A 24734-nucleotide genomic window follows, 5' to 3' on the forward strand; every position below is an offset into this window, starting at 1 on the left:
TGTCCTCCATCGATTCTCTTGAGTTGTGCTCACAGTCTCGCAGCCCTCACGGCGGTGCAAGCGCCGGGTTCGTCAGGTGATCCACCGAGCGTGTACGGGCAGCGGTTAGTCTGGGGTCGGCCGTGACTCCCGCGTCAGCGACGCCTCTCGAGTGAAGGAACCCAGTGACCGCCGCCCCGAACGCCTCGAGTGCCGAGCGTGTCCTGACGATCCCCAACGCGCTCAGTGTCGTCCGCCTCCTCGGCGTGCCGGTCTTCTTGTGGCTGGTCCTCGGCCCTGAGGAGGACGTCCTGGCCCTCGTCGTGCTCGTGGTCTCGGGCATCACCGACTACCTCGACGGCTACCTCGCGAGGCGGCTCGGCCAGACCTCCAAGCTCGGCGCGCTGCTCGACCCGATCGCCGACCGGCTCTACATCCTGGCCGTGGTCTTCGGTCTCGCGATGCGCGACATCATCCCGTGGTGGCTGGCCCTCATCCTGCCGCTGCGCGACCTCATGCTGTTCGCGCTCGTGCCGTTCCTGCGGACCCGCGGCTACAGCTCGCTGCCGGTGCACTTCCTCGGCAAGGCCGCGACCGCCGGCCTCCTGTACGCGTTCCCGCTGCTGCTCCTCGGTGACGACACCGGCACGGTCGCCGGCCTGGCCCGCGTCTTCGGCTGGGCGTTCGCGATCTGGGGCGTCGCACTCTACTGCTGGGCCGGTCTGCTCTACGTCTGGCAGGTAAGACGTCTGATGACGACCATGCCGCCGGTGAAGGCCCGCTAGGAGCGCCGTGACGGACCGCAGCACGACGTCGGGGGACGTCACGGGCAACTCCATGACGCTCCTGCAGACCATCACCGACAACCCGCTCGACGACGACTACTACACCCACGCGCCGCACGCTCGCACGTCGCGCGGGCGTCTGGCCGCCATCGCGGTGGTGGCGTTCTTCACCCTGCTCATCACTCTCGCCCTGCTCCAGACCCGAGCGAGCCGCCCGGCCGTCGAGACCGAGCGCGCCGTGCTGACCGGCCAGATCGACCAGCGCAGGACCGAGATCGCCGCCTTGCAGGAGGACGTCGCCGCGCTGAGCGGGTCGGTGGCACGGCTCCGACGTGAGGAGTCGGGGGCCGAGGCGCTGGCGAGGGCTCGCGAGCAGGCCGCCGTCGTCGGCACGGTGGCCGTGACCGGCCCGGCGCTGCGCGTCACCGTCGACGGGGCACCGGACGCCGACGCAGGCAGTGCTGAGCGGGTTCGCGACAAAGACCTCCAGCTCCTGGTCAACGGGCTGTGGCAGGCCGGTGCGGAGGCGATCGCGATCAACGGCAACAGGCTGACCGCGATGTCCCCGATCCGTTCTGCCGGAGAAGGCATCACGGTCAACTACCGCTCGCTCACGAGCCCGTACGTCGTGACCGCGATCGGAAACCCGCGTACGCTTCCCGCCAACTTCGCCGAGACCCCTGCGGCGCAGGCCTGGAGTGGACTGAAGGAGAATTTCGATATGCGGTTCGACGTGAGCGCGCGCACCGAGGCCACCCTCCCCGCGGCGCCCCGTCGCGCCTCGACGATCCGCAACGCAAAGGTGCTGGAGGTGGAGGAGAAGTGATCGCCGTCCTCGGCCTCGTGGTCGGAGCCGCGTTGGGGCTCCTCTTCGAGCCGACCGTGCCCGCCGGCCTCCAGCCGTACCTCCCGATCGCGGTCGTCGCCGCCCTCGACGCGGTGTTCGGTGCGATCCGGGCGTACCTCGACGGACGCTTCGACGACAAGGTCTTCGTGGTCTCGTTCATCTCCAACGTGCTGATCGCGGCGCTCATCGTGTTCGTCGGCGACCAGCTCGGAGTCGGGTCCCAGCTCTCGACGGGCGTCATCGTCGTGCTCGGGATCAGGATCTTCTCCAACGCCGCAGCGATCAGGAGGCACCTCTTCCATGCCTAGGCAGAGTCATGAGTGAGCGCCAGGCACCCGACTCGGCGAAGGCCTGGGCGCGCGTCAGGCACGCCCTCACCGGGCGTCCGACCCGCGGCCAGTGGGTCGTGGCCGCGCTGTTCCTCGTGCTGGGATTCGCTGCGGTCACCCAGGTCCGCTCGGCCAACGACGACGGCTACGCCGGCATGCGCCGCGACGAGCTCGTGAACCTCCTCGAGACCCTCGACAGCACCGAAGACCGGTTGACGCAGCAGCGCGCCGACCTGTCCGCGACGCAACGACGTCTCCAGCAGAGCTCCGAGCGCAACCAGGCCGCGATCGAGGAGACCCGCAAGGCGGCCGACACGCTGGCCATCCTGGCGGGGACGGTACCGACCGTCGGACCAGGCGTCGTGATCACGATCGAGGACCCTGACTCCACGGTCGGGGCGAGCACGCTCCTCAACGCCATCGAGGAGCTTCGCGACGCCGGGGCAGAGTCGATCCAGGTCAACGGCGTGGTCCGGGTCGTCGCCCAGTCCTACGTCACCGACTCGCCCGAGGGCGGGGTCCGCATCGACGGCCGCGAGGTGAAGCGACCCTTCGTGATCGAGGCGATCGGCGACTCCCATACGCTGGACCAGGCCGTGGTGTTCCGAGGCGGGCTCGTCGACCAGGTGGAGGCACTCGGTGGCGACGTCGCCGTCGAGCAGACGAAGTCCCTCGAGATCACCGCACTGGCCGAGGAGCGCGAGGCCGAGTACGCTCGGCCCGCACGTTGACGACGAGGAGTGACCGTGATCCCCGAAGACCTCCAGTACAGCGCCGACCACGAGTGGATCCGGCTCGACGGCGACACCGCGACGATCGGGATCACCGACTACGCGCAGGACCAGCTGGGAGACATCGTCTACCTGCAGCTGCCGGCGGTCGGCGACACGGTCGAGGCGGGCGCGGTGATCGGAGAGCTCGAGTCGACGAAGTCGGTGAGCGACCTCTTTGCGCCGGTCACCGGCGAGATCGTGTCGGTCAACGATACGCTCGAGGCGAGCCCGGAGACGGTCAACGCCGACCCCTACGGCCAGGGCTGGCTGATCACGGTCCGGGTCGCCGATCCGGCGGCGCTCGACGGTCTGATGGACGCCGCCGCGTACGGGGCGGCGACCGAGTCCTGATCGGCCCCGCCGTGGTCCCGTGTGTCGGTTGACCGCCCCACGGCGGGCACGTAGGTTTCATGCAACAGTCGTCAACCTGAAGCACCGGTTGAGAGTAGCGAAGGGGATCCCCGCCAATGTCGCGCACGAACGAGGACGAGCCGAACCAGGACGTCCCCGAGAGCCCGTCTGAGACGACGTCGACCATCTCGTTGCCCCCGACGTCGGACACCGACCTCGGGTCGGGCGGTGGGTTGAGTGCGGACGACGCGGCGGCGCTCGATGCGCTGCCGCCGGGCTCGGCCCTCCTGGTCGTCCAGCGGGGGCCGAGTGCCGGCTCGCGCTTCCTCCTCGACACCGAAGAGGTGTCGGCGGGACGTCACCCCGACAGTGACATCTTCCTCGACGACGTGACCGTGTCGCGGCGTCACGCCGTGTTCCGGCGTACCGAGGAGGGCTTCACCGTGAGCGACGTCGGCAGCCTCAACGGGACCTACGTCAACCGCGACCGGATCGACGACGTCCTGCTCAGCAGCCGCGACGAGGTGCAGATCGGGAAGTTCCGCCTGGTCTACTACCCGAGCGCCGCGGGGAGCACCGCTTCGTGACCCAGGCCGCGCCGAACGCCGCGCGGTTGAGCATCGGGGAGGTGCTCGACGAGCTTCGTACGGACTTTCCGGACATCTCGATCTCCAAGATCCGTTATCTCGAGACCGAGGGCCTGGTGGAGCCGGAGCGGACGCCGTCGGGCTATCGGAAGTTCTCCCGGGCCGACGTCGAGCGCCTGCACCTCGTGCTGCGCGTGCAGCGGGACACGTACTGGCCGCTGAAGGTCATCCGGCAGAAGCTGGACGACCTCGACCGGGGGATCCTCTCTTCCGACGACGAGGGGACCCTTCAGGTGCCACGGGTGATCATGTCCTCGGACGGGCTGCCTGGGCCTGACACGTTCGCGAGCAGCCCGAAGGACATCCGGTTCCGACGCTCCGAGCTGCTGCAGGCGTCCGAGATCGACGAGGATCTGCTGGACGAGGCGGAGCAGTACGGTCTGGTCGCCCCTTCGTCCGGACACTTCACCGAGGCCGACGTCGTGATCGCCAAGACGCTCGGCGAGCTCGCGGCCTTCGGGCTGGAGCCGCGGCACCTGCGCTCGATCCGTACCGCTGCCGACCGCGAGGTGAGCATGCTCGAGCAGATCGTCGAGCCCCTGCGACGGCGGCGCGATCCGGAGTCTGCGGCAAGGGCCGACGAGACCGCGCGCAACATCGCGTCGCTCTCGGTGCTGCTCCACACGATGCTCGTCAAGAACGGACTGCGCCACCGGGGGTAGGCTGAGTCTCGTGCGGGAGCTCGATGTTGTCGGCGTTCGGGTGGAGATGCCCACCAACAATCCTCTGGTGCTGCTCCGTGAGGTCTCGGGGCCGCGCTACCTACCCATCTGGATCGGTGCGGTCGAGGCGACGGCGATCGCCTTCGCCCAGCAGGGTGTGGTGCCGCCCCGGCCGTTGACGCACGACCTCCTCAAGGAGGTCATCGAGGCGCTCGGGGACGAGCTCACCGAGGTGCGCATCACCGAGGTCAAGGACCACGTCTTCTATGCCGTCCTGGTCTTCGCCTCGGGCGCGGAGGTGGAGGCGCGCCCGTCCGACTCCATCGCGCTCGCGCTGCGCACAGGCACGCCGATCTACTGCGACGAGGACGTCTTGACCGAGTCCTCGGTGGGTGTGCCTGACGAGGAGGAGGAAGAGGTCGAGAAGTTCCGAGAGTTCCTCGACGAGATCACGCCCGAGGACTTCGAGCAGGGAGGTTCCTGACCCCAAAAGTCATCCTGGACTCGAGGTTCAGGGTCATCCCGGCGAGTCGCGGCCGATGTCGTTGACCCCCCGGGGGAGCGGCCCTACTTTGAACGGGCAGATGATGGTGCGAGACGGAGGCTCCGGTGAGCGGCAAGCAGAACTCGACGACCCAGCACGACGAGGGTGTCGCCGCGGCGCGTGAGGCGGCCAGCGATCAGGGCCTCCTCTTCGACGACGACGTGGCGAGAGTCCCGGAGGACACGGGCTTCCGTGGGCCGAACGCGTGCAAGGCGGCGGGGATCACCTACCGGCAGCTCGACTACTGGGCGCGCACGCAGCTCGTGGAGCCGTCGATACGGGATGCCAGCGGCTCGGGCACCCAGCGGCTCTACTCGTTCCGCGACGTGCTCCTGCTCAAGATCATCAAGCGCCTCCTGGACGCCGGCATCTCGCTCCAGCAGATCCGCACGGCGATCCAGCACCTCCGTGAGCGCGGCACCGACGACCTGACCAGCGTGACCCTGATGAGCGACGGAGTGTCGGTGTACGAGTGCCGCTCGGCCGACGAGGTCATCGATCTGCTCCAGGGCGGCCAGGGTGTCTTCGGCATCGCGATCGGTGGGGTCTGGCGCGAGATCGAGGGCACGCTCTCCGACCTTCCGAGCGAGCGCATCGTCACCGGGGCCGATCCCGACGACGAGCTGGCTGCGCGCCGCAAGGCGCGTCGCGTCGGCTGACGCACGGCCTCCGCTGTCCGGCCCGGCGGTGCTAGCCTGGCCGGGTACGGCCGAACACGTCACGCGGGAGAGCCCGCGAGCGTCGCGGCGCCGAAGGGGCAATTCCTCCCCGGAACCTCTCAGGCACCAGGACCGCGTGACCCAGGCACTCTGAAGCGTGACGACGCGTGACAGAGGGGGAGGGTTGACCGACCCACCCGAGCCTGCGGGAGATCGCCGATGAGCGACCAGTCCATGTCCCTTTCCGGGCCAGCACGGCCCACGCTGTCCGAGCTGGCCGGCGCAGCACCGTTCGCCACCCGCCACATCGGCCCTGACGCCGCCGAGCAGGCGACGATGCTCGAGGCGCTGGGTTATCGCAGCCTCGACGACCTGATGTCTGCAGCCGTACCCAAGGGGATCCGTCTCGGCGAGACCCTGTCGTTGCTGCCGGCGCTGTCGGAGCCGCAGGTGACCGGCGCGCTTCGCCAGCTCGCCGACCAGAACAACCCCGGTGTCGCGATGATCGGTCTGGGCTACCACCCGACCGTCACACCGGCGGTCATCCGTCGCAACGTGCTCGAGGACCCCCGCTGGTACACGGCGTACACGCCGTACCAGCCCGAGATCTCGCAGGGGCGGCTCGAAGCCCTGATCAACTTCCAGACGATGGTCGCCGACCTCGCCGGGCTCCCGACCGCCAACGCCTCGCTCCTGGACGAGGGCACGGCGGCGGCCGAGGCCATGACGCTGACGCGCCGGGCCGTGCGCGCCAACGCCACCAAGCCGTTCGTGGTCGACACCGGTTGCCTTCCCCAGACGCTCGCCGTCGTCCGTACGCGTGCCGAGGCGATGGGCATCCCGCTCGTCGAGGCCGACCTCTCCGGGGGACTTCCCGACGTCGACCTCTGCGGTGCGCTCGTCGCCTACCCTCGCCACGACGGCGCGATCGTCGATCCCAGCGACGTCATCGCCGCCGTGCACGAGCGTGGCGGTCTCGCGGTCGTCACCGTCGACCCGCTCGCGTCGACGCTCCTCGCCTCGCCCGGGTCGCTCGGCGCCGACGTCGTGGTGGGTTCGAGCCAGCGCTTCGGCGTGCCGATGTTCTACGGAGGCCCTCACGCCGGGTTCATCGCCGTCAAGGACGGGCTCGAGCGCCATCTGCCCGGCCGCCTGGTCGGCGTGTCCGTGGACGCCGAGGGCCGCCCGGCGTACCGGCTCGCGCTGCAGACCCGCGAGCAGCACATCCGCCGCGACCGCGCGACGTCCAACATCTGCACGGCGCAGGTGCTCCTCGCCGTGGTGGCGTCGATGTACGCGGTCTTCCACGGGCCCGAGGGCCTGCGGCAGATCGCCTACCGGGTGCACCGGTCCGCGGCCGTGCTCGCCGAAGGGCTGCGCGCGGGTGACGTCGAGGTCGTGCACGAGACGTTCTTCGACACCGTCCTCACCAGGGTCCCCGGCCGGTCCGACGACGTCGTGAGCGCAGCCCGGGCCCGCGGTATCCACCTACGGCGCGTCGACGCCGACCAGGTGGCGATCTCGACCTCGGAGGTCACGACGCCGTCGCACCTCGAGGCGGTGTGGGAGGCCTTCGGGATCGACGGACTCGACCTGCCCGCGATCGACGCCGCCGCCCGCGACTCCCTGCCGCAGGCACTCGAGCGCGAGGGCGGCTTCCTCGAGCACCCGGTCTTCAACACCCACCACTCCGAGACCGAGATGCTGCGCTACGTGACGCGGCTCGCCGACCGCGACTACGCGCTCGACCGGGGCATGATCCCGCTCGGCTCCTGCACGATGAAGCTCAACGCGACCACCGAGATGGAGCCGGTGAGCTGGCCGGAGTTCGCCGACCTCCACCCGTTCGTTCCCGGCGAGGACGCCCAGGGCACGCTGCGGCTGGTCAAGCAGCTGGAGTCCTGGCTCGCGGAGGTGACGGGCTACGCCGCGGTGTCGGTGCAGCCCAACGCCGGGTCGCAGGGCGAGCTCGCAGGGCTGCTGGCGATCCGCGGCTACCACCGCAGCCGCGGCGACGTGCACCGTGACGTCTGCCTGATCCCATCCTCCGCGCACGGGACCAACGCCGCGTCGGCGGTGATGGCCGGCATGCGCGTCGTCGTGGTCAAGGCTGCCGACGACGGCGAGGTCGACCTCGCCGACCTGCGCGCCAAGTGCACCGAGCACGCCGACGACCTCGCCGCGATCATGGTCACCTATCCGTCGACCCACGGCGTCTACGAGCACGGGATCACCGAGCTGTGCGACGTGGTGCACGGTGCGGGCGGCCAGGTGTACGTCGACGGTGCCAACCTCAACGCGCTCCTCGGGCATGCCAAACCGGGTGAGTTCGGCGGCGACGTCTCCCACCTCAACCTCCACAAGACCTTCTGCATCCCGCACGGCGGAGGCGGACCCGGTGTGGGTCCCGTCGCGGTGGCCGAGCACCTCAAGCCGTTCCTGCCGAGCCACCCGATGGCACCGCTCGCCGAGGACCGCGAGGGGATCGGGGCGATCAGCTCCGCCCCGTACGGCTCGGCCGGGATCCTGCAGATCTCCTGGGCCTACGTCGCCCTCATGGGCGCTCAGGGACTCACCGAGGCCACCTCGGTCGCCGTGCTCAACGCGAACTACGTGGCGCACCGCCTCGGTGAGCACTTCCCCGTGCTGTACGCCGGCGACCACGGGCTGGTCGCGCACGAGTGCATCCTCGACGTCCGCCCGCTGACGAAGGCGAGCGGCGTCAGTGTCGACGACGTGGCGAAGCGGCTGATCGACTACGGATTCCACGCTCCCACCATGAGCTTCCCGGTCGCCGGCACGCTGATGGTCGAGCCGACGGAGTCGGAGTCGCTGGCCGAGATCGACCGGTTCTGCGAGGCGATGATCGCGATCCGAGCCGAGGCCGAGACCGTCGCGCGGGGCGAGGTGGCCTTGGGGGAGAGCGCGCTGCGTCGCGCTCCGCACACGCTCAAGGCGCTGGCAGGTGAGTGGGACCGCCCGTACGACCGTGACCTCGGCGCCTTCCCGACCGGGAGCCACGTCGACAAGTACTGGCCGACGGTCGCCCGGATCGACCAGGCCTACGGCGACCGCAACCTTGCGTGCGCATGCCCGCCTCCGGAAGCATTCGCGGAGTGACCGGACAGACCGACCCCGTCCTCCCTCCGACCGCTCTCCACCTCCACGCCGCCGTGGCGTCGGCACAGGCGACCAGCCGCGCGCCGTCCCTCAGCGCGGCCGTCGTCCGCGACGGGTCGGTCGTGTGGCACGGCGCGCGGGGGACGTCGGTGCGCGCCGGAGAGACCGCGCGACCGGCTCCCGCGACCCAGTACCGCATCGGGTCCCTCACCAAGACGCTCACCGCTGCGCTCGTGATGCAGCTGGCTGACGAAGGCGCGCTCGACCTGGCAGACCCCGTCGCCATGTACGTCCCCGAGGGTCCCTTCGCCGAGGCCACGATCCGTGGCCTGCTCTCGCACGCGGCCGGTCTGCCGGCGGAGCCCGCCGGCCCGTGGTGGGAGCGCAGCCCCGGTGGCTCCTACGAGGCGCTGGTGGGCGCGAACGCCAACGCCTCGCGCGTCCTCGCGCCGGGGGAGCGGTACCACTACTCGAACCTCTCCTACGCGATCCTCGGCCGCGTGGTGGAGGCGCTTCGCGGCGCGCCGTGGGCGGACGTGCTGACCGAGCGCATCCTGGCTCCGCTCGGCATGTCCCGCACGACGTACGCCGCTGCTGCACCGCACGCGGACGGCTACTCGGTCGAGGCCCTCACGGGCATGCTCGTCGCCGAGCCGCTCCAGGACACCGGCGCCATGGCCCCGGCAGGCCAGCTCTGGAGCACACCGGCCGACCTGTGCCGGTGGCTCGGGGAGCTCGCCCGCCCGACACTGCTCAGCGATCACGCGATCACCGCGATGACCACGCCGCAGTCTGCCGACCCGGACGAGAAGGGCGCGGGCGCGTACGGGCTGGGCCTGCGGCTGTCGGTTGCGGGGGAGCGCGTCCTGGTCGGTCACGGCGGATCGATGCCTGGATTCCTCGCCGGTGCGTACGTGGACCGTGACAGCGGCGTCGGCGCCGTCGTGCTGGCGAACACCGCGTACGGACTGGACGTGGGCGAGCTGCCGCGCACGCTGATCGAGACCGTCCTTGCGCACGAGCCGGTCATCGCCCCGGAGTGGACACCGACCCGCGAGCTGCCCGAGGGCGTCCGTGAGCTCCTCGGCACCTGGCACTGGGGTCACCAGCCGTTCACGATGGCCTACGACGGCAACGTCCTCGTGCTGGCCGCCGACGGGGGCAGGGCGTTCACGTTCGCGCCCGACGGAGTCGATCGCTGGATCGGGCTCAGCGGCTACTCGCTGGGGGAGCCCCTCCAGGTCGTGCGACGCGAGGACCGCACGATCAGCCACCTCGACATCGGCACGTTCTGCTACACCCGCGTCCCGTACGACCCGTCGGTCCCGATCCCGGGCGCCTGACGGCAGCCGCCCGGCGTCAGGAGCCGCCGAGGAGGCCCCGCTCGTACGCGGTGGCGACGGCGGCGGCGCGGTCCTTGACGCCGAGCTTCTCGTAGACGTGCCCGAGGTGCGTCTTGACGGTGGCCTCGCTCACGAAGAGCGTCTTCGCGATCTCGCGGTTCGGGCGGCCCTTCGCGACGAGGGCCAGGACCTCCGCCTCGCGCGGACTCAGCTCCTGCGACCGGGAGCGGACGCGTGACACCACGCGGGTCGCCACCGCGGGGGAGAGTACCGACTCACCGCGTGCGGCGGCGCGGATCGCCGCGAAGAGATCGTCGCGGCGGGCGTCCTTGAGGAGATAGCCGGTAGCCCCCGCATCGAGGGCCGCCATGATGTCTCGGTCGGAGTCGTACGTGGTGAGGACGAGGATGCGCCCTGCGAATCCCCGCTGGTGCAGCGCGGAGATCGCGTCCACCCCGCCCCCTCCCGGCATCCGCAGATCCATCAGGACGACGTCGGGCCGGTGCGTCATCGCGAGTCTCACACCTGCCGGTCCGTCGGACGCCTCGCCGACGACCGCGAATTCGCCCGCCCCCTCGAGCATGCCGCGCAGACCGTCGCGGACCACAGGATGGTCGTCGACCAGGACGAGGCGGAGCACGGACTCGATCATGGTGCCTCCGACGGGATGCGGAGCGAGACCGCCGTCCCACCTCCGCGCTCCGACTCGACGACCAGCGCCCCGCCCGCCCGCTCGGCGCGCCGCCGCATGCCGATGATCCCGAACCCTCTGCCGTCACCGCCGACCACCCGGGAGACGTCGAACCCTCGGCCGTCGTCGCGCACGTCGAGGATGGTCTCGTCGTCGGTGTAGGAGAGCGTCACGCCGACCCGCGAGGCTCGCGCGTGCCGTCCGACGTTGGTCAACGACTCCTGGACGACGCGGAGCACGACGGCCTCGGCGGCGGCGTCGACCCGCGTCGGGGTACCCGTCACCACGAGCTCGGTGTCGACCCCGGTCTCCGCCGACCACTCGCCGGTGCGCAGACGGACCGCGTCCACGAGGTCGAGATGGTCGAGCGCGGCAGGGCTGAGGGCCTGGACCGAGCGCCGTGCCTCCTCGAGGGAGGCACGGGCGAGCTCCGCGGCGCGCTTGCGGTGTGCGGCGGCCGCGGCGTCGTCGGGGCTGTCCTCGGCGGCCTGGAGCTGCGTCACGATCCCGGCGAGACCCTGGGCAATGGTGTCGTGGATCTCGGCGGCCAGACGCTCACGCTCCTCATGGATGCCGGCCTCGCGCGCCCTCGCTGTGAGCGACTCCTGCAGGGCGGCGTTCTCGCGCAGCGCCTCCTCGAGCGCGGTGATCGTCGTCGAGCGCTCCTCAGCAAGGTCCGACTCGTTGTGCGAGATCGCCGTGAACAGGAGGACGAGACCGGCGTTGAGCACGAACAGCCCGGCGAACGCGGCCGCCTGGCCCGCGCTCTGGGGCGGGAGACCGCCCGACTGCGCCCCCGCCATCGTGGCCGCGGTGACGAGCAGGACCGCCCACGTGGCGCGCTTGCGAAGGAACACCGAGGCGTCGTAGTAGCCGATCGACGCGTAGATGCTGAAGAACGGGTTCAGCCAGGAGAGCACGAACGCGAGGCCCGTACGGGCCACGACGTACGCCTTTCCGAGCCAGTCGTCGAGCGGCTCCTGCCACCGCCGGGAGACGCACCACCAGTGGGCGAGCCCCGCGACGACGGTGAGCGCGGCCAGGAGCGGGAGCCGGTCCGCCGTCCCGACCGCCTGGGCGAGCGGGACGGCGAGGGCGAGCGACAGGACGAGGAGGGGATACGCCCCGTACCGGAGGAGGACGCTCCACCGGCGCTCGATCCGTGCCGAGAGGTCGTTCATGTGCACTCCGTCGCCCGTCGCATCCGGTTCACTCCCAACGGAAGTATCGCGCAGCCAACGACCCGAGCCCCACCGTCCAGACGAGCAGCACCACGACGTGCAGCAGCTCCGGTGTCCGACCCGCCGCCGCCTCGTCGAGCGCGAGCGCCGCCGCGCCGTTCGGCGTCAACGCGACGATGTCGCCCAGCAGGCCCGGCAGGACGGTGACCGGCAGCCAGACGCCCGAGGTGAACATGGACGGGAAGAACACGACCGTCCCGATCGCCGCGGACGCCTTGGTCGACGGTGCCAGTCCTGAGATGAGCCCACCCGTCGACAGGTTCGCGAGGACCACGAGGACGAAGATCCCCAGGTACGTCAGCGGCGCGCCGGGCAGGGCGACGTCGAAGACGAGACGGCCAACGCCGATCGCCAGCACCGATCCCGCGAGGATGCCGGCACCGTGCAGCACCCACTGGGCCATGAGGATCTGCGTCGGCCTGGCCGGAGTCGTCGCGTACCGTCGCAGCACCTGGTTCTCGCGATACCCCGAGATGATCGTGGGCATGGACATCAGCGACGCCATGATCGCCGACAGCAAGATGGCGATCGGCACGTACAGGTCGATGACGCGGATCCCGCCGAGGCTCTCGTCCGGCTCCCGGAAGGACGGGATCGCACCGAGGATGGACAGGAGGATGGTCGGGAAGAGCACGATCCAGAACATCGCGCCCGGCTCGCGCAGCATGAGCCGGGACTCGGTCCGCAGCATCGCGGTGGTGGGGGAGGTCGTGGCGGTGCTCATCGGACGGTCTCCTTCTCGTCGGCGTCTGTCATGAGGTCGAGGTACGCCTCGTCGAGGGAGGACTCGGTGATCCGCAGGTGCTCGGGCCGGACGCCGGCGTCGCGGAGCCGGTCGAGCACGAGGAGCACCGCGCTGTCGTCGCAGGCGACCTGGACCCGCTCGGCGCGCTCCATCACGTCGGCGACACCGGCGACATCGGTGAGGAGGGCGGGATCGAGGGGAACGGCGGTCCCGAAGGACATCACGAGCGGCGCCGCCGTACGGCTGATCAGCCCGTCGGGGGTGTCGGCGACGAGGATCCGCCCTTGCTGCACGAGCGCGATCCGATCGCACAGGTGCTGCGCCTCCTCCATCAGATGTGTCACGAGGAGGATGGTCGTGCCCTCCTCGCGCACCTCCTCCACCAGCTTCCAGACCTCCCTGCGCGAGGCCGGGTCGAGCCCGGTGCTGAGCTCGTCGAGGAGTGCGACCCGCGGCCGCCCGACGAGAGCGAGCGCGATCGCCAGCCGCTGCTGCTGACCGCCGGACAGCTTGCGCCACGGGTGGTCCATCCGCTCGGTGAGGCCGAGTCGTTCGGCCAGCTCGCCGGGGTCACGGGGGTCGTCGTAGAAGGAGGCGAACAGGTCGAGCGCCTCGCGGACGCGTAGCTTCGGCTGCAGGCCGGCGCTCTGGAGCTGCACCCCGACCGTGCGCTTCAGCGCGTCGCGGTCCTTCTCCGGGTCCAGTCCGAGCACGCGGATCGTGCCCGCGTCGGGCCGGCGGAGCCCGGCGATGCACTCGACCGTCGTGCTCTTGCCCGACCCGTTCGGCCCGAGCACGCCGAAGATCTCCCCCTCGGACACGCTGAGGTCCACGTGGTCGACGGCCACCACCGGGCCGTACGTCTTGCGCAGACCACGAACCTCGATGGCGGGCGCTGATGTCGTCGTCATAGGTCCATCCCACCGTCTGGCGTGACGTCGGCGCATCAGCCGATCGGCTGGACCTCGGTCCGCCGGTCGGTGCCGACGGACGCGAGTTGCCCGCCGGCCCGCGCGGGCTCCCCAGGGTCAGAGGGAGGTGGCGGCGGCGCGCTCCCGTGACCACCAGTCCTGCAGCGCGGCCACGGCCGGCGCGGGCGCCTTCGCCCACGCGAGGTGGTCGATCTCCGTCCCGGCGGGAGCGTCGGCTCGGCGGTAGTCCCACCACGTCACCGACTCCTCCCGTACGGCACGCACGAGCGCTCGGGCGGCGCGGGGGACCGAGAGCTCGTCGCCCTCGACCTGGAGGACGAAGGTCGGCAGATCGAGCGCGTCGTGCGGAAGGGGTCCCTCGGGGTAGGGGAACCGGCGGCGACGCACCAGCCGCGCCCACTCCCGCATCAAAGTCTTGGGCTGCGGGCCCCCGAACCCCCAGGCCGGCCAGTAGCCGTAGGCCGCCGTCACCGACGGTACGGCGGCGGCGAGGCCCCAGAGGCCCCAGCCCCGGCCTCCGTACCGCCGGAAGTAGGGCTCGGAGGCTCCTGCGAGGACGAGTCCGTCGGCATCGCCACCCGACAGCAGGTGTCCGAGCGCCACCTGCCCACCCAGGCTGTGTCCGAGAAGGACGACGGGGATGCCGGGGTGCTGGTCGCGGACGCGGGCGACGTGATCACCGAGTGCCGAGGCGAGGTCGGCGTACCCCCAGTCGTTCTCACGGGACGGTCGTTCGGTGTCACGGTCGACGCCGCGTGCGGCGAGGATGCAGGAACTCCAGCCGATGACCGCGAGCTCGTCGGCGAGCTCGCGGTAGTAGCGGGAGTGCACGCCCATCGCCGCGGCGATGACGACGTGTGGCTTCGTGGGATCGGTGTGCACGAGGAGGGAGTCTAGGCCTGCCCCGGTGTCTCGTCTCCCTGCGCGTAGACGACGACACGTCCGTCACGAGCAAATCCGGCCAACGTCATCCCGGTCTGGTCGCACAACCGTGCTGCGAGCGTGGTCGGGGCGCCGACGCCGACCACCGCCGCCACTCCGGCGACCGCGGCCTTCTGGACGATCTCGAAGCCGATCCGGCCGCTCGTGCACAGCGCCAGACCGTCGGAGGTGCCGTCGAGGAGATTGCCCTCGAGAAGCGTGTGACCGACCGCCTTGTCGACGGCGTTGTGACGGCCGACGTCCTCGCGGACCACCACCACCGTGCCGTCGGGATGGAACAGCCCCGCAGCGTGAGCCCCGCCCGTACGGTCGAAGTGGCGCTGGTGGGTCCGCAGCAGGTCGGGGAGCGCCGCGAGCGCGGTCGGCTCCCACCGGTGCGGTCGGCGGTGGTCAGGCAGACGCGTGACGAGGTCCGCGACCTCGTCGAGCGAGTCGGTGCCGCACACCCCGCACGCCGACGTCGCTCGCAGCGAGCGCTCCTGCCAGGTACGTGCCGGCGCCCCGCTGAGTGCCACCGTCACCACGTTGAACCGCTGCTCCTGGGTGAGGCGGGCATCGGTGCAGTACGCGATGCCGGCGATGTCGTCGCGCCCACGGACGACGCCCTCGGCCAGGACCAGACCCGCGGCGAGCGCGAAGTCGTGGCCCGGGGTCCGCATCGTCACCCCGAGGCGGCGATCGGGGAGACCCGGTGTCGCGACGCGGATCTCGAGCGGCTCCTCGGTGATGAGCCGGTCCTCGCGAGCGCGCGCGGCTCCGTCGACCCATTCGACGACGCGCCGGCGTGCGGTAGGAGCGGTCATGCGCCCCAGCCTATGTCCGTCTGCGTGGGTCCCGGGACTAGCATCGGGGCCATGAGCAACCGTCGTCCGCCCACGCTCGACCCGTACGACCCGCTCGGCATCGACGATCTTCTCCAGCCGGAGGAGATCGCGATCCGCGACACAGTACGCAGCATGCTGGCCAGCGAGGTCGACCCGTACGTCGCCGAGTGGTTCGAGACCGGTGACCTGCCTGCGCGCGACCTGATGCGCGCTTTCGGCAAGGTCGGGCTCCTCGGGATGCACCTTGACGGCTACGGCTGCGCCGGCACGAGTGCGACGGCGTACGGGATCGCCTGCCTCGAGCTGGAGGCCGCCGACTCGGGCATCCGCTCGATGGTCTCGGTCCAGGGGTCGCTCGCGATGTACGCGATCTGGGCGTTCGGCAGCGAGGACCAGAAGCAGACCTGGCTCCCGCGGATGGCTTCGGGTGAGGCTGTCGGCTGCTTCGGGCTCACGGAGCCCGACGCCGGGTCCGACCCTGCGAGCATGCGCACCGTCGCCCGCCAGGACGCCGGCGGCGACTGGATCCTCAACGGCACCAAGATGTGGATCACGAACGGCTCGATCGCCGACGTGGCCGTCGTCTGGGCCCAGACGGAGGAGGCCGGCAGCGGACGCGGCGTGCGCGGGTTCGTCGTCCCGACCGAGACACCCGGCTTCACCGGCACCACGATCAAGCACAAGATGTCGCTGCGGGCGTCGGTCACCGCTGAGCTCGTCCTCGACGACGTCCGGCTCCCCGCCGACGCGGTCCTGCCCGAGGTCACCGGCATGCGCGGCCCGCTGTCGTGCCTGAGCGAAGCCCGGTACGGGATCGTGTGGGGCGCGATGGGCGCGGCGCGCTCGTCGTACGAGGCCGCGCGTTCCTACGCCGGCACGAGGACCCAGTTCGGGGCGCCGATCGCCGGCTTCCAGCTCACGCAGGCCAAGCTCGCCGACATGTCGCTCGAGCTCAACAAGGGCATCCTTCTCGCCCTGCACCTCGGTCGCCGCAAGGACACTGTCGGTCTGCGGCCGGAGCAGGTCAGCTACGGAAAGCTCAATAACGTCCGCGAGGCACTCGAGATCTGCCGCACGTCGCGCACGATCCTGGGCGCCAACGGCATCTCGCTGGAGTACCCGGTCATCCGCCACATGAACAACCTCGAGTCGGTCCTCACCTACGAGGGCACCTCCGAGATGCACACGCTGATCGTCGGTCAGGCTCTCACCGGGCAGGCCGCCTTCCGCCCGTCCCAGAGCTGACCCGCCCGTGGCTCTCTGGTTCGCCTGGTTCGTCGCGCTCGCAGCCGTCGCCGTCGCCGGATACGCAGCGTTCCTCCTTGTCCGCGACCGCCCGGTGGACAACCCGCTCTTCTACGCCGCCGCTGCCCTCGAGGTCCTGGTCGTCGTCCAGACGGTCGCCGGGTGCGTCGCGCTCGCCAACACAGGGCGTGACGTCGAGGGCGTGACGTTCGTCGGATACCTGCTGACGTGTGTCCTCATCCCGCCGGCGGCCGTGATCTGGGGCGTCGCCGAGAAGACCCGCTGGGGCACTGGCGTGGTCGTCGTCGGGATGCTCACGGTCGCCGTCCTCGTCGCTCGTCTCGTCCAGATCTGGAACGGCCATGCCTGAGCACAGCGAGCCTGTCCCGTCTCCCGCCGACGAACCGACGCGCGCGCGTACGGCCTCGGGCTTCGGGCGTGTCCTGGTCGCCGTGTATGCGGTGTTCGCCATCTCGGCGACGGCGCGATCCGGTGTCCAGCTCGCCCTGCAGTTCGACGAGGCGCCGCTGGCCTACCTTCTGTCGGCCTTCGCGGCGGTCGTGTACGTGGTCGCGACGGTTGCTCTCGCCCGCAGCGGTGAGACGTCGACCAAGGTCGCGGCCGTGGCGATCGGTGTCGAGCTGGTCGGCGTGCTCGTCGTCGGCACGCTGACGGTCCTCGACCCGGAGCTGTTCCCGGACGCGACCGTGTGGTCGGAGTTCGGCGCCGGTTACGGCTACGTACCGCTCGTCCTGCCCGTCGTCGGACTCTGGTGGTTGCTCCGTACGCGCTCCCGCAACCGATGAGCACTGCCCGGAGTCTCTGGACCGCCACGTCGGGCGTCATGACCAGGCGGTAGCCTCGTCGCGTGAACGAGCGCACCGTCATCACCTTCGGCACGTTCGACGTGTTCCACGTCGGGCACGTCCGCATCCTCGAGCGAGCCGCCGAGCTCGGCGACCGACTGGTGGTCGGTGTCTCCGCCGATGCGCTCAACGTCCGCAAAAAGGGCCGAGCGCCCGTCTTCTCCCAAGACGAGCGGCTCGAGATCGTCGCTTCGCTGCGTTGCGTCGACGAGGTGTTCGTCGAGGAGAGCCTCGAGCTCAAGGGCGACTACATCCGCCAGTTCGATGCCGACGTCCTTGCGATGGGCGACGACTGGAAGGGCCGCTTCGACGAGTTCGCCAACCTCTGCGAGGTCGTCTACTTCCCGCGCACACCCTCGGTCTCGACCACCGCACTGATCGAGCACATCACCTCGACGCGCTGACTCGACGCGCTGGCGCGCCGCGGGCTCAGGGCTCCTCGGACAGGCCTGCCCGCTGGCGACGCCGCAGCTGGACGACGCGGACAACCACGAAGACGACGACCACGAGCACTGCCGCGACGAGGACGACCTTCGAGTAGGTCCCGACCACGTCGCTGACGGTCTCCCAGCGTGAGCCCAGCCCGTAGCCGAGCATGATGAAGAGCGTGTTCCAGATCGCACTGCCGAGCGCGGTCAGCGTCAGGAAGATCCGCAGCGGCATCCGCTCGAGTCCGGCCGGGATGGAGATGAGGCTGCGGAAGATCGGGATGAAGCGGCCGAAGAAGACGGCCTTCGTTCCGTGCTTGGCGAACCACGCCTCTGTCTTCTCGACGTCGGTGACCTTCACCAGAGGGATGCGGGCCACCACCGCGTACAGCCGGTCACGTCCGAACGCCTGGCCGATCCCGTAGAGCGCGAGCGCGCCCACGATCGAGCCGAGAGTGGTGCAGATCAGGGCGGCGGCGAGGTTCATGTCGCCGACGCTGGCGGTGAATCCCGCGAGCGGCAGGATCACCTCGCTCGGGATCGGCGGGAAGATGTTCTCCAGGGCGACGGCAAGGCCGGCCCCAGGTGCACCCAACCACTCCATCAGGTCGGCTGCGAAGCCCGCGATCCCTCCGATGTCACTCACGCGCCCAGCCTAGCGACGCGTGCCGCGGCCTCTTTCACGCACTCCTCCGTGCGCGCCTCCGCTCCCTCCAACGCCGCGTCTCGGTGTCGACGTCGCGGGTCGGGGTGATCACCGGCGGTCCGCCGCGGAGCTGCCGACGAGCCTCGACGATCCGGCTGTTGAAGGCCTCGACGGCGACGCGCACGGCCTTCTCGGACCCCAACCGGTCCAGGACGACGTCGAGAGCCCTGTCGTCCTTGCGCAGCTGGAGAGCCTCGGGCAGCGCACCCGAGATGTCCTCGCGGTCGATCAGCCGCTTCACCCACCAGTCCGGATCGTGGGTGTCGCCGAGACCGGGGATCGGTTTGCCGTGGAGGGGCAGGTCGTCGAACGCACCGCGTGCCATCGCGGCCCGGATCTGCTGGTCGACGAAGGACGCCTTCTGGACGGCGAACGCCTCCGCGTCATCGTCGCTGTGGGCGTTGCGCCGCCGGGCGCGGTCACGGTCGTTCACGTGATCACCTCCGACTTTCAGGGTAGTCGGCGTCGTGCCCTGGTCGGCGCGATCGCCTGGATCGCGACGTTGCCGGTCAGCATCTCGGTCTGACTCAGGACCGCACGGGCACGTAGGTCAGGACGACGTGCCCGTTGGCGAAGGCCTGCAGACCCGTGCGCTTCAGGGGGACGGGTTTGGCGAGGCCCGCCAGCGCCGGGATCCCTCGACCGAGCGCGACAGGATCGACGATGATCCGGAGCTCGTCGATGACCCCGGTCGGCAGCAGCTCGGCGACGAGGCTGGAGCTGCCGAAGATCGCGATGTCCTTGCCCGGCGCCTCCTTGAGCGCACGCACGTGCTCGGCGACGTCGTCGGCGACGAAGGTCGTCGGCCCCCACGGGTGCTCGGTCATGGTGCGCGAGGCCACGACCTTGGGCAGGTCGTTCATGAATCCGGCCACCACCGGGTCCTGGTCGTACGCCTCGGGCGTGGGCCAGAAGCTCGCCATCATCTCGAAGGTGACGCGTCCCATCAGGATCGCGTCGATGTGCTCGCCCTGGGCGCGTGAGTACTCCTCGAACTCGTCGTCGACGTTGAACCAGTCCGTGCCGCCATCGGCGTCGGCGTGGTATCCGTCGACGGACGTCAGCAGGAACGCGTACAGGTCTCGCATGGAGCCTCCTCGGCATGGTGGTCGGGCAGGGAGGACATGGCGAAGGCGGCAAAGTCATCGGTGCGGGCCCGAGGCTGGCACAGCAGCGAGTTTCGCTCGGTCCGCCAGTGGGTGTGTGGAAGGATCGCCGTGTGACGGAGCTCCGAGACATCTTCACCGGATCCTGGCGCGGAGTCCTGGTGACGCTCAAGCGCGACGGGCGCCCTCAGCTCTCCAACGTCGGCCACGTGTACGACCCGGAGACCGATGCCGTCGTGATCTCGACGAGGGCCGACCGAGCGAAGGTGCGCAACCTGCGACGTGACCCGCGCGCAAGCTACTACGTGACCACCGAAGGGCTGGCCGCGTACGCCGTCGGTGAAGGGCTGGCCGAGGTGGGCCAGGTCGCGGCGGCGCCCGACGACGCGGCGGTCGAGGGTCTCGTCGATCACTACCGCGCCGTACGGGGTGAACATCCGGACTGGGCCGAGTTCCGTGCGGCGATGGTCGCCGAGAGACGGCTGCTCGTGACCGTGCGGTTCTCGCGCGTGTACGGGTGGGCGGGACCCGTCGCCTCTTCACGCACACCGTCTGCCTAGGGCGTGTCTCCTACGGCGGAGACCGCGTGGCTCACCGTCACGGCGTGACTGGGGGGCAGGTGGTCTCGTTCCGCATGGCGTCACGCACGTCGACCTTGGTCTCCTGGACGAGCTCGTCGAGGTCTCCACCAACGAGCTGAGCGACACCGTCATCGCCGATCCGCGATTCTTCAGGTTCGTCGAATGAAACGAAAACCAATCGCCGCTCTGGCCCTACCCGCCAGTGAGTAGTGGGGTCGTCGGGGTCGTCGACGCCGCGCAGCGAAACCGTCGTTGGCCCGTTAGCCGGCTTCAGCCAGGTTTCGACCTCGAGCGAGACATCCACATCACCCGACTCACCCCGAGCGACGACATCAGTGACATGGCCGACGAACACCTGTTCAGAGCACGCGACGTACTCTTCCGGCGACAGCCCGCCCTCCTCGTCTCGAAAAGTCTGCCCGCACCCCGCGGCAGCCCCGCCAATCGCCAAGATGAGGCTGAACAGCAGCCAACGGGCTACTGTTCGCACGACGACTCGACCTCAGCTTGGGAGCCGAGACTTGCCGCTCGCTCGTTGCTCGCACGAGCGAGCTCGTCGACCACCTCTGACACGGGCACCCCAATCAGCGATTCTTCGAAAGTCGGTCGAACATCGGCATCGACGAGGTTGCGCCGGTTGCCGAATTGAATCACCGCCCATTTGACCGGTCAATAACGAGATATGCGTGCTTGAACCTCAGCGCCAGAGCTGGACGACGACGCCGGTAGGGGAGCTGATGTCAGCCGGCCTGGCTGTCCACCTAGGCCTCGATTGGCGCGGCTGATCTGGCGACCTGCTCGACCATCGCGAAGTGGGCTCGGCGGGCTTCCTCGTCGATCGGCTGCTCGTTCTCGGGGCGCAGCCCGGTCCGGCCGTCGACCGCCTCGCGCAAGATGTCGGCATGCCCGGCATGCCGGATGGTCTCGCCAAGGACATGGACCATGATGCCGAACAGGTTCGTGTTCGCAGAAGCCTCCGGCCACCAGGGCACGTGGCCGGGCGTATCGAGGGCAAGCTCGTTGATCGTCGCGTCCGAGTGTTTCCACGCGCGTCGGTAGACCCCGGCGATGTGATCGCGCGTCTCGTTCTCGGCCGCCCAGTGATCGCTGCGGTCGGAGTCCTGCCACCGGCCCAGCGGTTCCGGCGAAGGCCGGTCGAAGATCTCACCGAAATACCTGGCCTCGACCGTGGCGACGTGCTTGACCAGGCCGAGGAGGTTGGTCCCGGTCTCTGTCAAAGGTCGGCGGGCGTCATATTCAGACAAGCCATCGAGTTTCCAGAGCAGCGCGGTGCGGTCCCGCCCCAGCCTCCCGTGCAGGTTCGCCTTGGCGAATTCGTCGATCATGCGGCATGAGACTGCCACGGGTTGCTCGTGTACGCGAGGCCGGCCACACCGGCATCCTCGGGAAGCGCAACTGATGGTTGCGTGATTGCTGTGCACCCGCTAGCGTGTCCTGCAACCAAAGGTTGCAGGAGGATGTCATGGAGTTCGGATCGATCGAACGCGAGATCTACGTCGACGCGCCGCTGGAGACGGTCTTCGAGGTCGTGAGCAGTCCTGAGCACCTGAAGCACTGGTGGCCGGACGAGGCGCAGTACGAGCCGACCCCGGGGTCGGCAGGGGAGATCACCTTCGGCGACCCAGCAGCCGACGGTGTTGTCGTGGCGTTCACCGTCGTCGACGTGCGGCCTCCGCGACAGTTCACGTTCCGTTGGACGCACCCCGCAGGCGCGACGGCGGGGGAGGACAACTCCTTGCTGGTGACCTTCGATCTCACACCGAAGGACGGCGGCACCCTCCTCCGGATGACCGAGACCGGTTTCCGCGAGCGGGGCTGGGAGGCCGCCGTGCTCGAGAACCAGTATCGGGAGCACGTCACCGGCTGGGACTTCTACCTCCCGCGGATCGCGCCGTACGTCGCCAGGCTGACGGCGCGGCGATGAGCGTCGCGGTGGACGACCAGGTCGACGACGACCTCTGGTCCGCGATCGGTGACCCCACCCGGCGGCGGATGCTCGACCTGCTCCTCACGAGCGGCGCTGCGACGGCGACCTCGCTCAGCGAGAGCCTCCCGGTGACGCGGCAGGCCGTCGCCAAGCACCTCGGGGTGCTCGACCGCGTCGGTCTCGTCCGAGGAACCACGGTCGGCCGCGAGCGGCACTTCCGGGTCGACCAGAAGCAGCTCGAGCGGGCAGTGGCACAGCTCAACGCCGTCGGCACCGCCTGGGACGGCCGTCTGCAACGGATCAAGCGGATCGCTGAGGCGATCGAGCGCACGCAACAGCGCTGAGGCGCGAATCAGACCAGCACGAATCGAGAGCAAGGAGAACGACGATGGTGGACATCCTGCACAGGGTCGGCGTCAAGGACGCCAGCCCCGCAGCCGTGTACGACGCGCTGACGACGCCCGAGGGCCTCGCCGGCTGGTGGACCGAAGACACGCGGGGGAGCGCCGACGTCACCGGGGGCGTCGTGGAGTTCCGGTTCCCGCCGATCGGAGGGTTCGACATGGAGGTGCTCGAGGTGGAACCGCCCGAGCGGGTCAAGTGGCGGGTCTCCGACGGTCCCGACGAGTGGATCGGGACGACGGTCACGTGGGACCTCCGCCAGGACGGCGACTACACGATCGTGCTGTTCTCGCACGAGGGGTGGAAGGAGCCCGTCGAGTTCATGCACCACTGCAGCACGAAGTGGGCGTCGTACCTGTTGAGCCTGAAGTCGCTCGTCGAGACAGGGGACGGGGCGCCAGCGCCGGGCGACGTACAGATCAGCGACTGGCACTAAGACGTACGGCATCTGGGGGACTACATTCGTCGGATGGCAGATCAACCCCAGCGGTGGACCGAAGCGACCGTCAACGACGACATGTGGGCGGATCCCCACCGCGATCCGCGCGACATCGACCTGCCCAGCCCGGATGGCGAAGCAGCGACGTTGCAGGGCTCCCTCAACGAGCTACGCATGACCCTGCTGATGAAGTGCGAGGGTCTCGACACCGAACAGCTGGCCCGCCGCTCGGTGCCGCCCTCCACGATGTCGCTGCTCGGACTGCTCCGTCACCTCGTCGAGGTCGAGCGCAGCTGGCGCTCGTGGATCACGCCGGAGCAGCCGGTCGCCACGCTGTACGGCGACGATGATGCGGCGTTCGACGACGCAGTCGCCAGCGCGGAGGTCGTCGAGTCCGCCTACGCCGACCTCGCGCGAGAGCAGGTGGCGACCGACGCGCTCCTCGCGCAGTTCCCCGATCACGGCGCGCGGTTCGTCCCTGACGGAACCACCGTGAGGGGTCTGATGGCCCAGCGGATCGAGGAGTACGCGCGGCACTGTGGCCACGCAGACCTGCTGCGCGAGTGCATCGACGGCCGCGTCGGGCAGTAGTGACCGACGGTCCCTCGCACCGCCTCGCCGGCAACATGGGCACGGTGATGCGCCACGGTGACCGTGTGATGCGCGAGTCGGGCGAGTGGACTCCCGCCGTGCACCGCCTGTTGCGCCAGCTGAACGACGCCGGCATCGGGGGAGTGCCTGCTCCTCTCGGCGTCACCGACGACGGCCGCGAGGTCCTCCGCTTCATCGAGGGGGAGGTGCCTGCCTCTCCGATGCCTGCGTGGGTCTGGGGCGACGCGGCGCTCGAGTCGGCTGCTCAGACGTTACGACGGGTTCACGACGCGACCGTCGGACTGAGCGTCGAGGGACCGTGGCGGTCGCCCACCCGCGAGCCGGCCGACGTGATCTGCCACAACGACTTCGCCCCGTACAACCTGGTCTTCCGTGCCGGCGTGGTCGTCGGCGTCATCGACTGGGACATGGCCTCTCCCGGACCACGTCTCTGGGATCTCGCCTATCTCGCGTACCGCATCCTTCCTCTCACCACCGACGACTGGGGAGACGGCTTCGCTCCTGCGGAACGACGACAGCGCGCGCAGCGGCTGATGTGCGCCTACGGGGACGAGTGGCCTCTGTCCGAGCTCACCCTCATGGTGCGCCGGCGCCTCCTCGCGCTGGCCGCCTTCAGCGATCAAGCGGCACGGCGGCTCGGCAAGCCTGAGCTGAGCGACCACGCCGTGCTTTACCGGCACGACGCGCAGAACCTGCTCGACTGGTGAGGTTGTCCACCTCTACGGTCGCTGGCATGACGCCCGTCGAGAGTGCGGTCATCGTGACCGTTCTCTATCCGTTCGTGCCACCGCGGGACCTCGACGTCGTCCCGCACCTCACCGTGGGGGACTGCGCCGACGAACCGCAGCTGGTCGAGGCGGAGCGCCACATCGTGCCGCGCCTTCCGGTCGAGGCGCCAGTCACCTCGGCATCCCTCTGGTGCGGATCTCCCGTCCCCGGATCGTGGCGCCAGATGGCGGCCTTGCCCCTTGGATGACGGTGGCCGGG

Annotated in this window: 33 protein-coding genes and 1 riboswitch; of the genes, 22 read left to right on the plus strand and 11 right to left on the minus strand. The window is 69.9% G+C overall.

What is annotated here, in order from left to right; genetic code table 11:
• Positions 1 to 164: 164 nt before the first annotated feature.
• The 11 genes from KV097_RS03520 (at position 165) to KV097_RS03570 (ending at position 10039) form a co-directional block, all read left to right on the plus strand.
• Positions 165 to 764 carry a CDP-alcohol phosphatidyltransferase family protein gene (locus KV097_RS03520; RefSeq protein WP_220341766.1) on the plus strand — a complete coding sequence of 200 codons (600 nt, stop codon included), beginning with the start codon at positions 165 to 167 and terminating at the stop codon, positions 762 to 764.
• 7 nt (positions 765 to 771) lie between these two features.
• Positions 772 to 1590 (plus strand): DUF881 domain-containing protein, encoded by an 819-nt coding sequence (locus KV097_RS03525; protein WP_220345147.1) that lies wholly within the window; start codon positions 772 to 774, stop codon positions 1588 to 1590.
• Positions 1587 to 1919, plus strand: a complete 333-nt coding sequence (locus tag KV097_RS03530; protein WP_220341764.1) for a small basic family protein — start codon at positions 1587 to 1589, stop codon at positions 1917 to 1919. Before KV097_RS03525 ends, KV097_RS03530 begins: the two co-directional genes overlap by 4 nt.
• 8 nt (positions 1920 to 1927) lie before the next feature.
• Positions 1928 to 2671, plus strand: coding sequence for a DUF881 domain-containing protein (locus tag KV097_RS03535; RefSeq protein ID WP_220341763.1), 744 nt, complete (start codon positions 1928 to 1930; stop codon positions 2669 to 2671).
• Between the two features lie 15 nt (positions 2672 to 2686).
• A complete protein-coding gene (gcvH, locus tag KV097_RS03540; protein WP_220341762.1) occupies positions 2687 to 3064 on the plus strand; it encodes a glycine cleavage system protein GcvH in 378 nt (125 codons plus the stop codon).
• Positions 3065 to 3180: 116 nt separating this feature from the next.
• Entirely contained in the window at positions 3181 to 3651 is a 471-nt protein-coding gene (locus tag KV097_RS03545) for an FHA domain-containing protein (protein WP_220341761.1), read from the plus strand.
• Complete coding sequence (locus KV097_RS03550; protein ID WP_220345146.1) at positions 3648 to 4373, plus strand: MerR family transcriptional regulator; 726 nt, start codon at positions 3648 to 3650, stop codon at positions 4371 to 4373. The genes KV097_RS03545 and KV097_RS03550 overlap by 4 nt, the downstream gene beginning before the upstream one ends.
• Positions 4374 to 4383: 10 nt before the next feature.
• Entirely contained in the window at positions 4384 to 4857 is a 474-nt protein-coding gene (locus tag KV097_RS03555; RefSeq protein WP_220341759.1) for a bifunctional nuclease family protein, read from the plus strand.
• Positions 4858 to 4982: 125 nt separating this feature from the next.
• Positions 4983 to 5576, plus strand: coding sequence for a MerR family transcriptional regulator (locus tag KV097_RS03560; protein WP_220341758.1), 594 nt, complete (start codon positions 4983 to 4985; stop codon positions 5574 to 5576).
• A 54-nt stretch (positions 5577 to 5630) separates the two neighbouring features.
• A riboswitch (glycine riboswitch) is annotated at positions 5631 to 5721 on the plus strand.
• A gap of 89 nt (positions 5722 to 5810) precedes the next feature.
• Complete coding sequence (gcvP, locus tag KV097_RS03565; protein WP_220365139.1) at positions 5811 to 8696, plus strand: aminomethyl-transferring glycine dehydrogenase; 2886 nt, start codon at positions 5811 to 5813, stop codon at positions 8694 to 8696.
• Positions 8693 to 10039: a serine hydrolase domain-containing protein gene (locus tag KV097_RS03570; protein WP_308289320.1), complete on the plus strand. Its 1347-nt coding sequence runs from the start codon at positions 8693 to 8695 to the stop codon at positions 10037 to 10039. The genes gcvP and KV097_RS03570 overlap by 4 nt, the downstream gene beginning before the upstream one ends.
• Positions 10040 to 10055: 16 nt before the next feature.
• Here the strand turns inward: KV097_RS03570 and KV097_RS03575 are convergent, their stop codons facing one another.
• The 6 genes from KV097_RS03575 to KV097_RS03600 form a co-directional block, all read right to left on the minus strand.
• Positions 10056 to 10691 (minus strand): response regulator transcription factor, encoded by a 636-nt coding sequence (locus KV097_RS03575; RefSeq protein WP_255559070.1) that lies wholly within the window; start codon positions 10689 to 10691, stop codon positions 10056 to 10058.
• Positions 10688 to 11911, minus strand: coding sequence for a sensor histidine kinase (locus KV097_RS03580; RefSeq protein ID WP_220341755.1), 1224 nt, complete (start codon positions 11909 to 11911; stop codon positions 10688 to 10690). The genes KV097_RS03575 and KV097_RS03580 overlap by 4 nt, the downstream gene beginning before the upstream one ends.
• Before the next feature lie 28 nt (positions 11912 to 11939).
• A complete protein-coding gene (locus KV097_RS03585; protein ID WP_220345143.1) occupies positions 11940 to 12695 on the minus strand; it encodes an ABC transporter permease in 756 nt (251 codons plus the stop codon).
• Positions 12692 to 13627, minus strand: coding sequence for an ABC transporter ATP-binding protein (locus KV097_RS03590; RefSeq protein ID WP_220365092.1), 936 nt, complete (start codon positions 13625 to 13627; stop codon positions 12692 to 12694). Before KV097_RS03590 ends, KV097_RS03585 begins: the two co-directional genes overlap by 4 nt.
• Before the next feature lie 117 nt (positions 13628 to 13744).
• Positions 13745 to 14530, minus strand: coding sequence for an alpha/beta fold hydrolase (locus tag KV097_RS03595; protein ID WP_220365093.1), 786 nt, complete (start codon positions 14528 to 14530; stop codon positions 13745 to 13747).
• Between the two features lie 11 nt (positions 14531 to 14541).
• Positions 14542 to 15393 carry a formate dehydrogenase accessory sulfurtransferase FdhD gene (locus tag KV097_RS03600; protein ID WP_220365094.1) on the minus strand — a complete coding sequence of 284 codons (852 nt, stop codon included), beginning with the start codon at positions 15391 to 15393 and terminating at the stop codon, positions 14542 to 14544.
• Positions 15394 to 15444: 51 nt separating this feature from the next.
• Between KV097_RS03600 and KV097_RS03605 the strand changes: the two genes are divergently transcribed.
• From KV097_RS03605 to KV097_RS03620, 4 genes are all read left to right on the plus strand, one after another.
• Complete coding sequence (locus tag KV097_RS03605) at positions 15445 to 16659, plus strand: acyl-CoA dehydrogenase family protein (RefSeq protein WP_220365095.1); 1215 nt, start codon at positions 15445 to 15447, stop codon at positions 16657 to 16659.
• Between the two features lie 7 nt (positions 16660 to 16666).
• On the plus strand, positions 16667 to 17029 hold the full coding sequence (locus tag KV097_RS03610; protein ID WP_220341749.1) for a hypothetical protein: 363 nt from the start codon (positions 16667 to 16669) through the stop codon (positions 17027 to 17029).
• Entirely contained in the window at positions 17022 to 17465 is a 444-nt protein-coding gene (locus KV097_RS03615; protein WP_255559071.1) for a hypothetical protein, read from the plus strand. The genes KV097_RS03610 and KV097_RS03615 overlap by 8 nt, the downstream gene beginning before the upstream one ends.
• 62 nt (positions 17466 to 17527) lie before the next feature.
• On the plus strand, positions 17528 to 17929 hold the full coding sequence (locus KV097_RS03620) for an adenylyltransferase/cytidyltransferase family protein (protein ID WP_220341748.1): 402 nt from the start codon (positions 17528 to 17530) through the stop codon (positions 17927 to 17929).
• Between the two features lie 25 nt (positions 17930 to 17954).
• On the opposite strand, the gene KV097_RS03625 is transcribed toward KV097_RS03620, so the two are convergent.
• From KV097_RS03625 to KV097_RS03635, 3 genes are all read right to left on the minus strand, one after another.
• Entirely contained in the window at positions 17955 to 18599 is a 645-nt protein-coding gene (locus tag KV097_RS03625) for a DedA family protein (RefSeq protein ID WP_308289321.1), read from the minus strand.
• A gap of 34 nt (positions 18600 to 18633) precedes the next feature.
• Complete coding sequence (locus KV097_RS03630) at positions 18634 to 19092, minus strand: DUF1992 domain-containing protein (protein WP_308289322.1); 459 nt, start codon at positions 19090 to 19092, stop codon at positions 18634 to 18636.
• Between the two features lie 94 nt (positions 19093 to 19186).
• Complete coding sequence (locus KV097_RS03635) at positions 19187 to 19747, minus strand: dihydrofolate reductase family protein (RefSeq protein ID WP_220365096.1); 561 nt, start codon at positions 19745 to 19747, stop codon at positions 19187 to 19189.
• A 131-nt stretch (positions 19748 to 19878) separates the two neighbouring features.
• Between KV097_RS03635 and KV097_RS03640 the strand changes: the two genes are divergently transcribed.
• Positions 19879 to 20325 (plus strand): PPOX class F420-dependent oxidoreductase, encoded by a 447-nt coding sequence (locus KV097_RS03640; RefSeq protein WP_308289323.1) that lies wholly within the window; start codon positions 19879 to 19881, stop codon positions 20323 to 20325.
• Between the two features lie 37 nt (positions 20326 to 20362).
• Here the strand turns inward: KV097_RS03640 and KV097_RS03645 are convergent, their stop codons facing one another.
• On the minus strand, positions 20363 to 20836 hold the full coding sequence (locus KV097_RS03645; RefSeq protein ID WP_220365098.1) for a hypothetical protein: 474 nt from the start codon (positions 20834 to 20836) through the stop codon (positions 20363 to 20365).
• Positions 20837 to 21107: 271 nt separating this feature from the next.
• Positions 21108 to 21692 carry a DinB family protein gene (locus KV097_RS03650; protein ID WP_220365099.1) on the minus strand — a complete coding sequence of 195 codons (585 nt, stop codon included), beginning with the start codon at positions 21690 to 21692 and terminating at the stop codon, positions 21108 to 21110.
• 137 nt (positions 21693 to 21829) lie between these two features.
• Here KV097_RS03650 and KV097_RS03655 point away from each other — a divergent pair, with 137 nt between their 5' ends.
• Genes KV097_RS03655 through KV097_RS03680 form a run of 6 tightly spaced genes read left to right on the plus strand, consistent with a single transcriptional unit; the run spans position 21830 to position 24723 of the window.
• Positions 21830 to 22291, plus strand: coding sequence for an SRPBCC domain-containing protein (locus KV097_RS03655; protein WP_220345135.1), 462 nt, complete (start codon positions 21830 to 21832; stop codon positions 22289 to 22291).
• Positions 22288 to 22638: a metalloregulator ArsR/SmtB family transcription factor gene (locus KV097_RS03660; RefSeq protein WP_220365100.1), complete on the plus strand. Its 351-nt coding sequence runs from the start codon at positions 22288 to 22290 to the stop codon at positions 22636 to 22638. Before KV097_RS03655 ends, KV097_RS03660 begins: the two co-directional genes overlap by 4 nt.
• A 44-nt stretch (positions 22639 to 22682) precedes the next feature.
• Complete coding sequence (locus KV097_RS03665; protein WP_220365101.1) at positions 22683 to 23132, plus strand: SRPBCC domain-containing protein; 450 nt, start codon at positions 22683 to 22685, stop codon at positions 23130 to 23132.
• A gap of 33 nt (positions 23133 to 23165) precedes the next feature.
• Positions 23166 to 23726 (plus strand): DUF664 domain-containing protein, encoded by a 561-nt coding sequence (locus KV097_RS03670; RefSeq protein WP_220341741.1) that lies wholly within the window; start codon positions 23166 to 23168, stop codon positions 23724 to 23726.
• Positions 23726 to 24454: a phosphotransferase gene (locus tag KV097_RS03675; RefSeq protein WP_220365102.1), complete on the plus strand. Its 729-nt coding sequence runs from the start codon at positions 23726 to 23728 to the stop codon at positions 24452 to 24454. The genes KV097_RS03670 and KV097_RS03675 overlap by 1 nt, the downstream gene beginning before the upstream one ends.
• A 26-nt stretch (positions 24455 to 24480) precedes the next feature.
• On the plus strand, positions 24481 to 24723 hold the full coding sequence (locus KV097_RS03680) for a hypothetical protein (RefSeq protein WP_220365103.1): 243 nt from the start codon (positions 24481 to 24483) through the stop codon (positions 24721 to 24723).
• Positions 24724 to 24734: the final 11 nt, after the last annotated feature.

It is taken from the genome of Mumia sp. zg.B17 (assembly GCF_019550915.1).
Lineage (GTDB): Bacteria > Actinomycetota > Actinomycetes > Propionibacteriales > Nocardioidaceae > Mumia.

Excerpts from the sequence above, each read along its gene's own strand:
- KV097_RS03655 (WP_220345135.1), top strand. The coding sequence starts at position 21,830 with ATGGAGTTCGGATCGATCGAACGCGAGATCTACGTCGACGCGCCGCTG.
- KV097_RS03665 (WP_220365101.1), top strand. The coding sequence starts at position 22,683 with ATGGTGGACATCCTGCACAGGGTCGGCGTCAAGGACGCCAGCCCCGCA.
- KV097_RS03615 (WP_255559071.1), top strand. The coding sequence starts at position 17,022 with ATGCCTGAGCACAGCGAGCCTGTCCCGTCTCCCGCCGACGAACCGACG.
- KV097_RS03650 (WP_220365099.1), bottom strand. The coding sequence starts at position 21,692 with ATGATCGACGAATTCGCCAAGGCGAACCTGCACGGGAGGCTGGGGCGG.
- KV097_RS03680 (WP_220365103.1), top strand. The coding sequence starts at position 24,481 with ATGACGCCCGTCGAGAGTGCGGTCATCGTGACCGTTCTCTATCCGTTC.
- KV097_RS03600 (WP_220365094.1), bottom strand. The coding sequence starts at position 15,393 with ATGACCGCTCCTACCGCACGCCGGCGCGTCGTCGAATGGGTCGACGGA.
- KV097_RS03635 (WP_220365096.1), bottom strand. The coding sequence starts at position 19,747 with ATGCGAGACCTGTACGCGTTCCTGCTGACGTCCGTCGACGGATACCAC.
- KV097_RS03605 (WP_220365095.1), top strand. The coding sequence starts at position 15,445 with ATGAGCAACCGTCGTCCGCCCACGCTCGACCCGTACGACCCGCTCGGC.
- gcvP (WP_220365139.1), top strand. The coding sequence starts at position 5,811 with ATGTCCCTTTCCGGGCCAGCACGGCCCACGCTGTCCGAGCTGGCCGGC.
- KV097_RS03660 (WP_220365100.1), top strand. The coding sequence starts at position 22,288 with ATGAGCGTCGCGGTGGACGACCAGGTCGACGACGACCTCTGGTCCGCG.
- KV097_RS03535 (WP_220341763.1), top strand. The coding sequence starts at position 1,928 with ATGAGTGAGCGCCAGGCACCCGACTCGGCGAAGGCCTGGGCGCGCGTC.
- KV097_RS03575 (WP_255559070.1), bottom strand. The coding sequence starts at position 10,691 with ATGATCGAGTCCGTGCTCCGCCTCGTCCTGGTCGACGACCATCCTGTG.
- KV097_RS03580 (WP_220341755.1), bottom strand. The coding sequence starts at position 11,911 with ATGAACGACCTCTCGGCACGGATCGAGCGCCGGTGGAGCGTCCTCCTC.
- KV097_RS03590 (WP_220365092.1), bottom strand. The coding sequence starts at position 13,627 with ATGACGACGACATCAGCGCCCGCCATCGAGGTTCGTGGTCTGCGCAAG.
- KV097_RS03545 (WP_220341761.1), top strand. The coding sequence starts at position 3,181 with ATGTCGCGCACGAACGAGGACGAGCCGAACCAGGACGTCCCCGAGAGC.
- KV097_RS03670 (WP_220341741.1), top strand. The coding sequence starts at position 23,166 with ATGGCAGATCAACCCCAGCGGTGGACCGAAGCGACCGTCAACGACGAC.
- KV097_RS03585 (WP_220345143.1), bottom strand. The coding sequence starts at position 12,695 with ATGAGCACCGCCACGACCTCCCCCACCACCGCGATGCTGCGGACCGAG.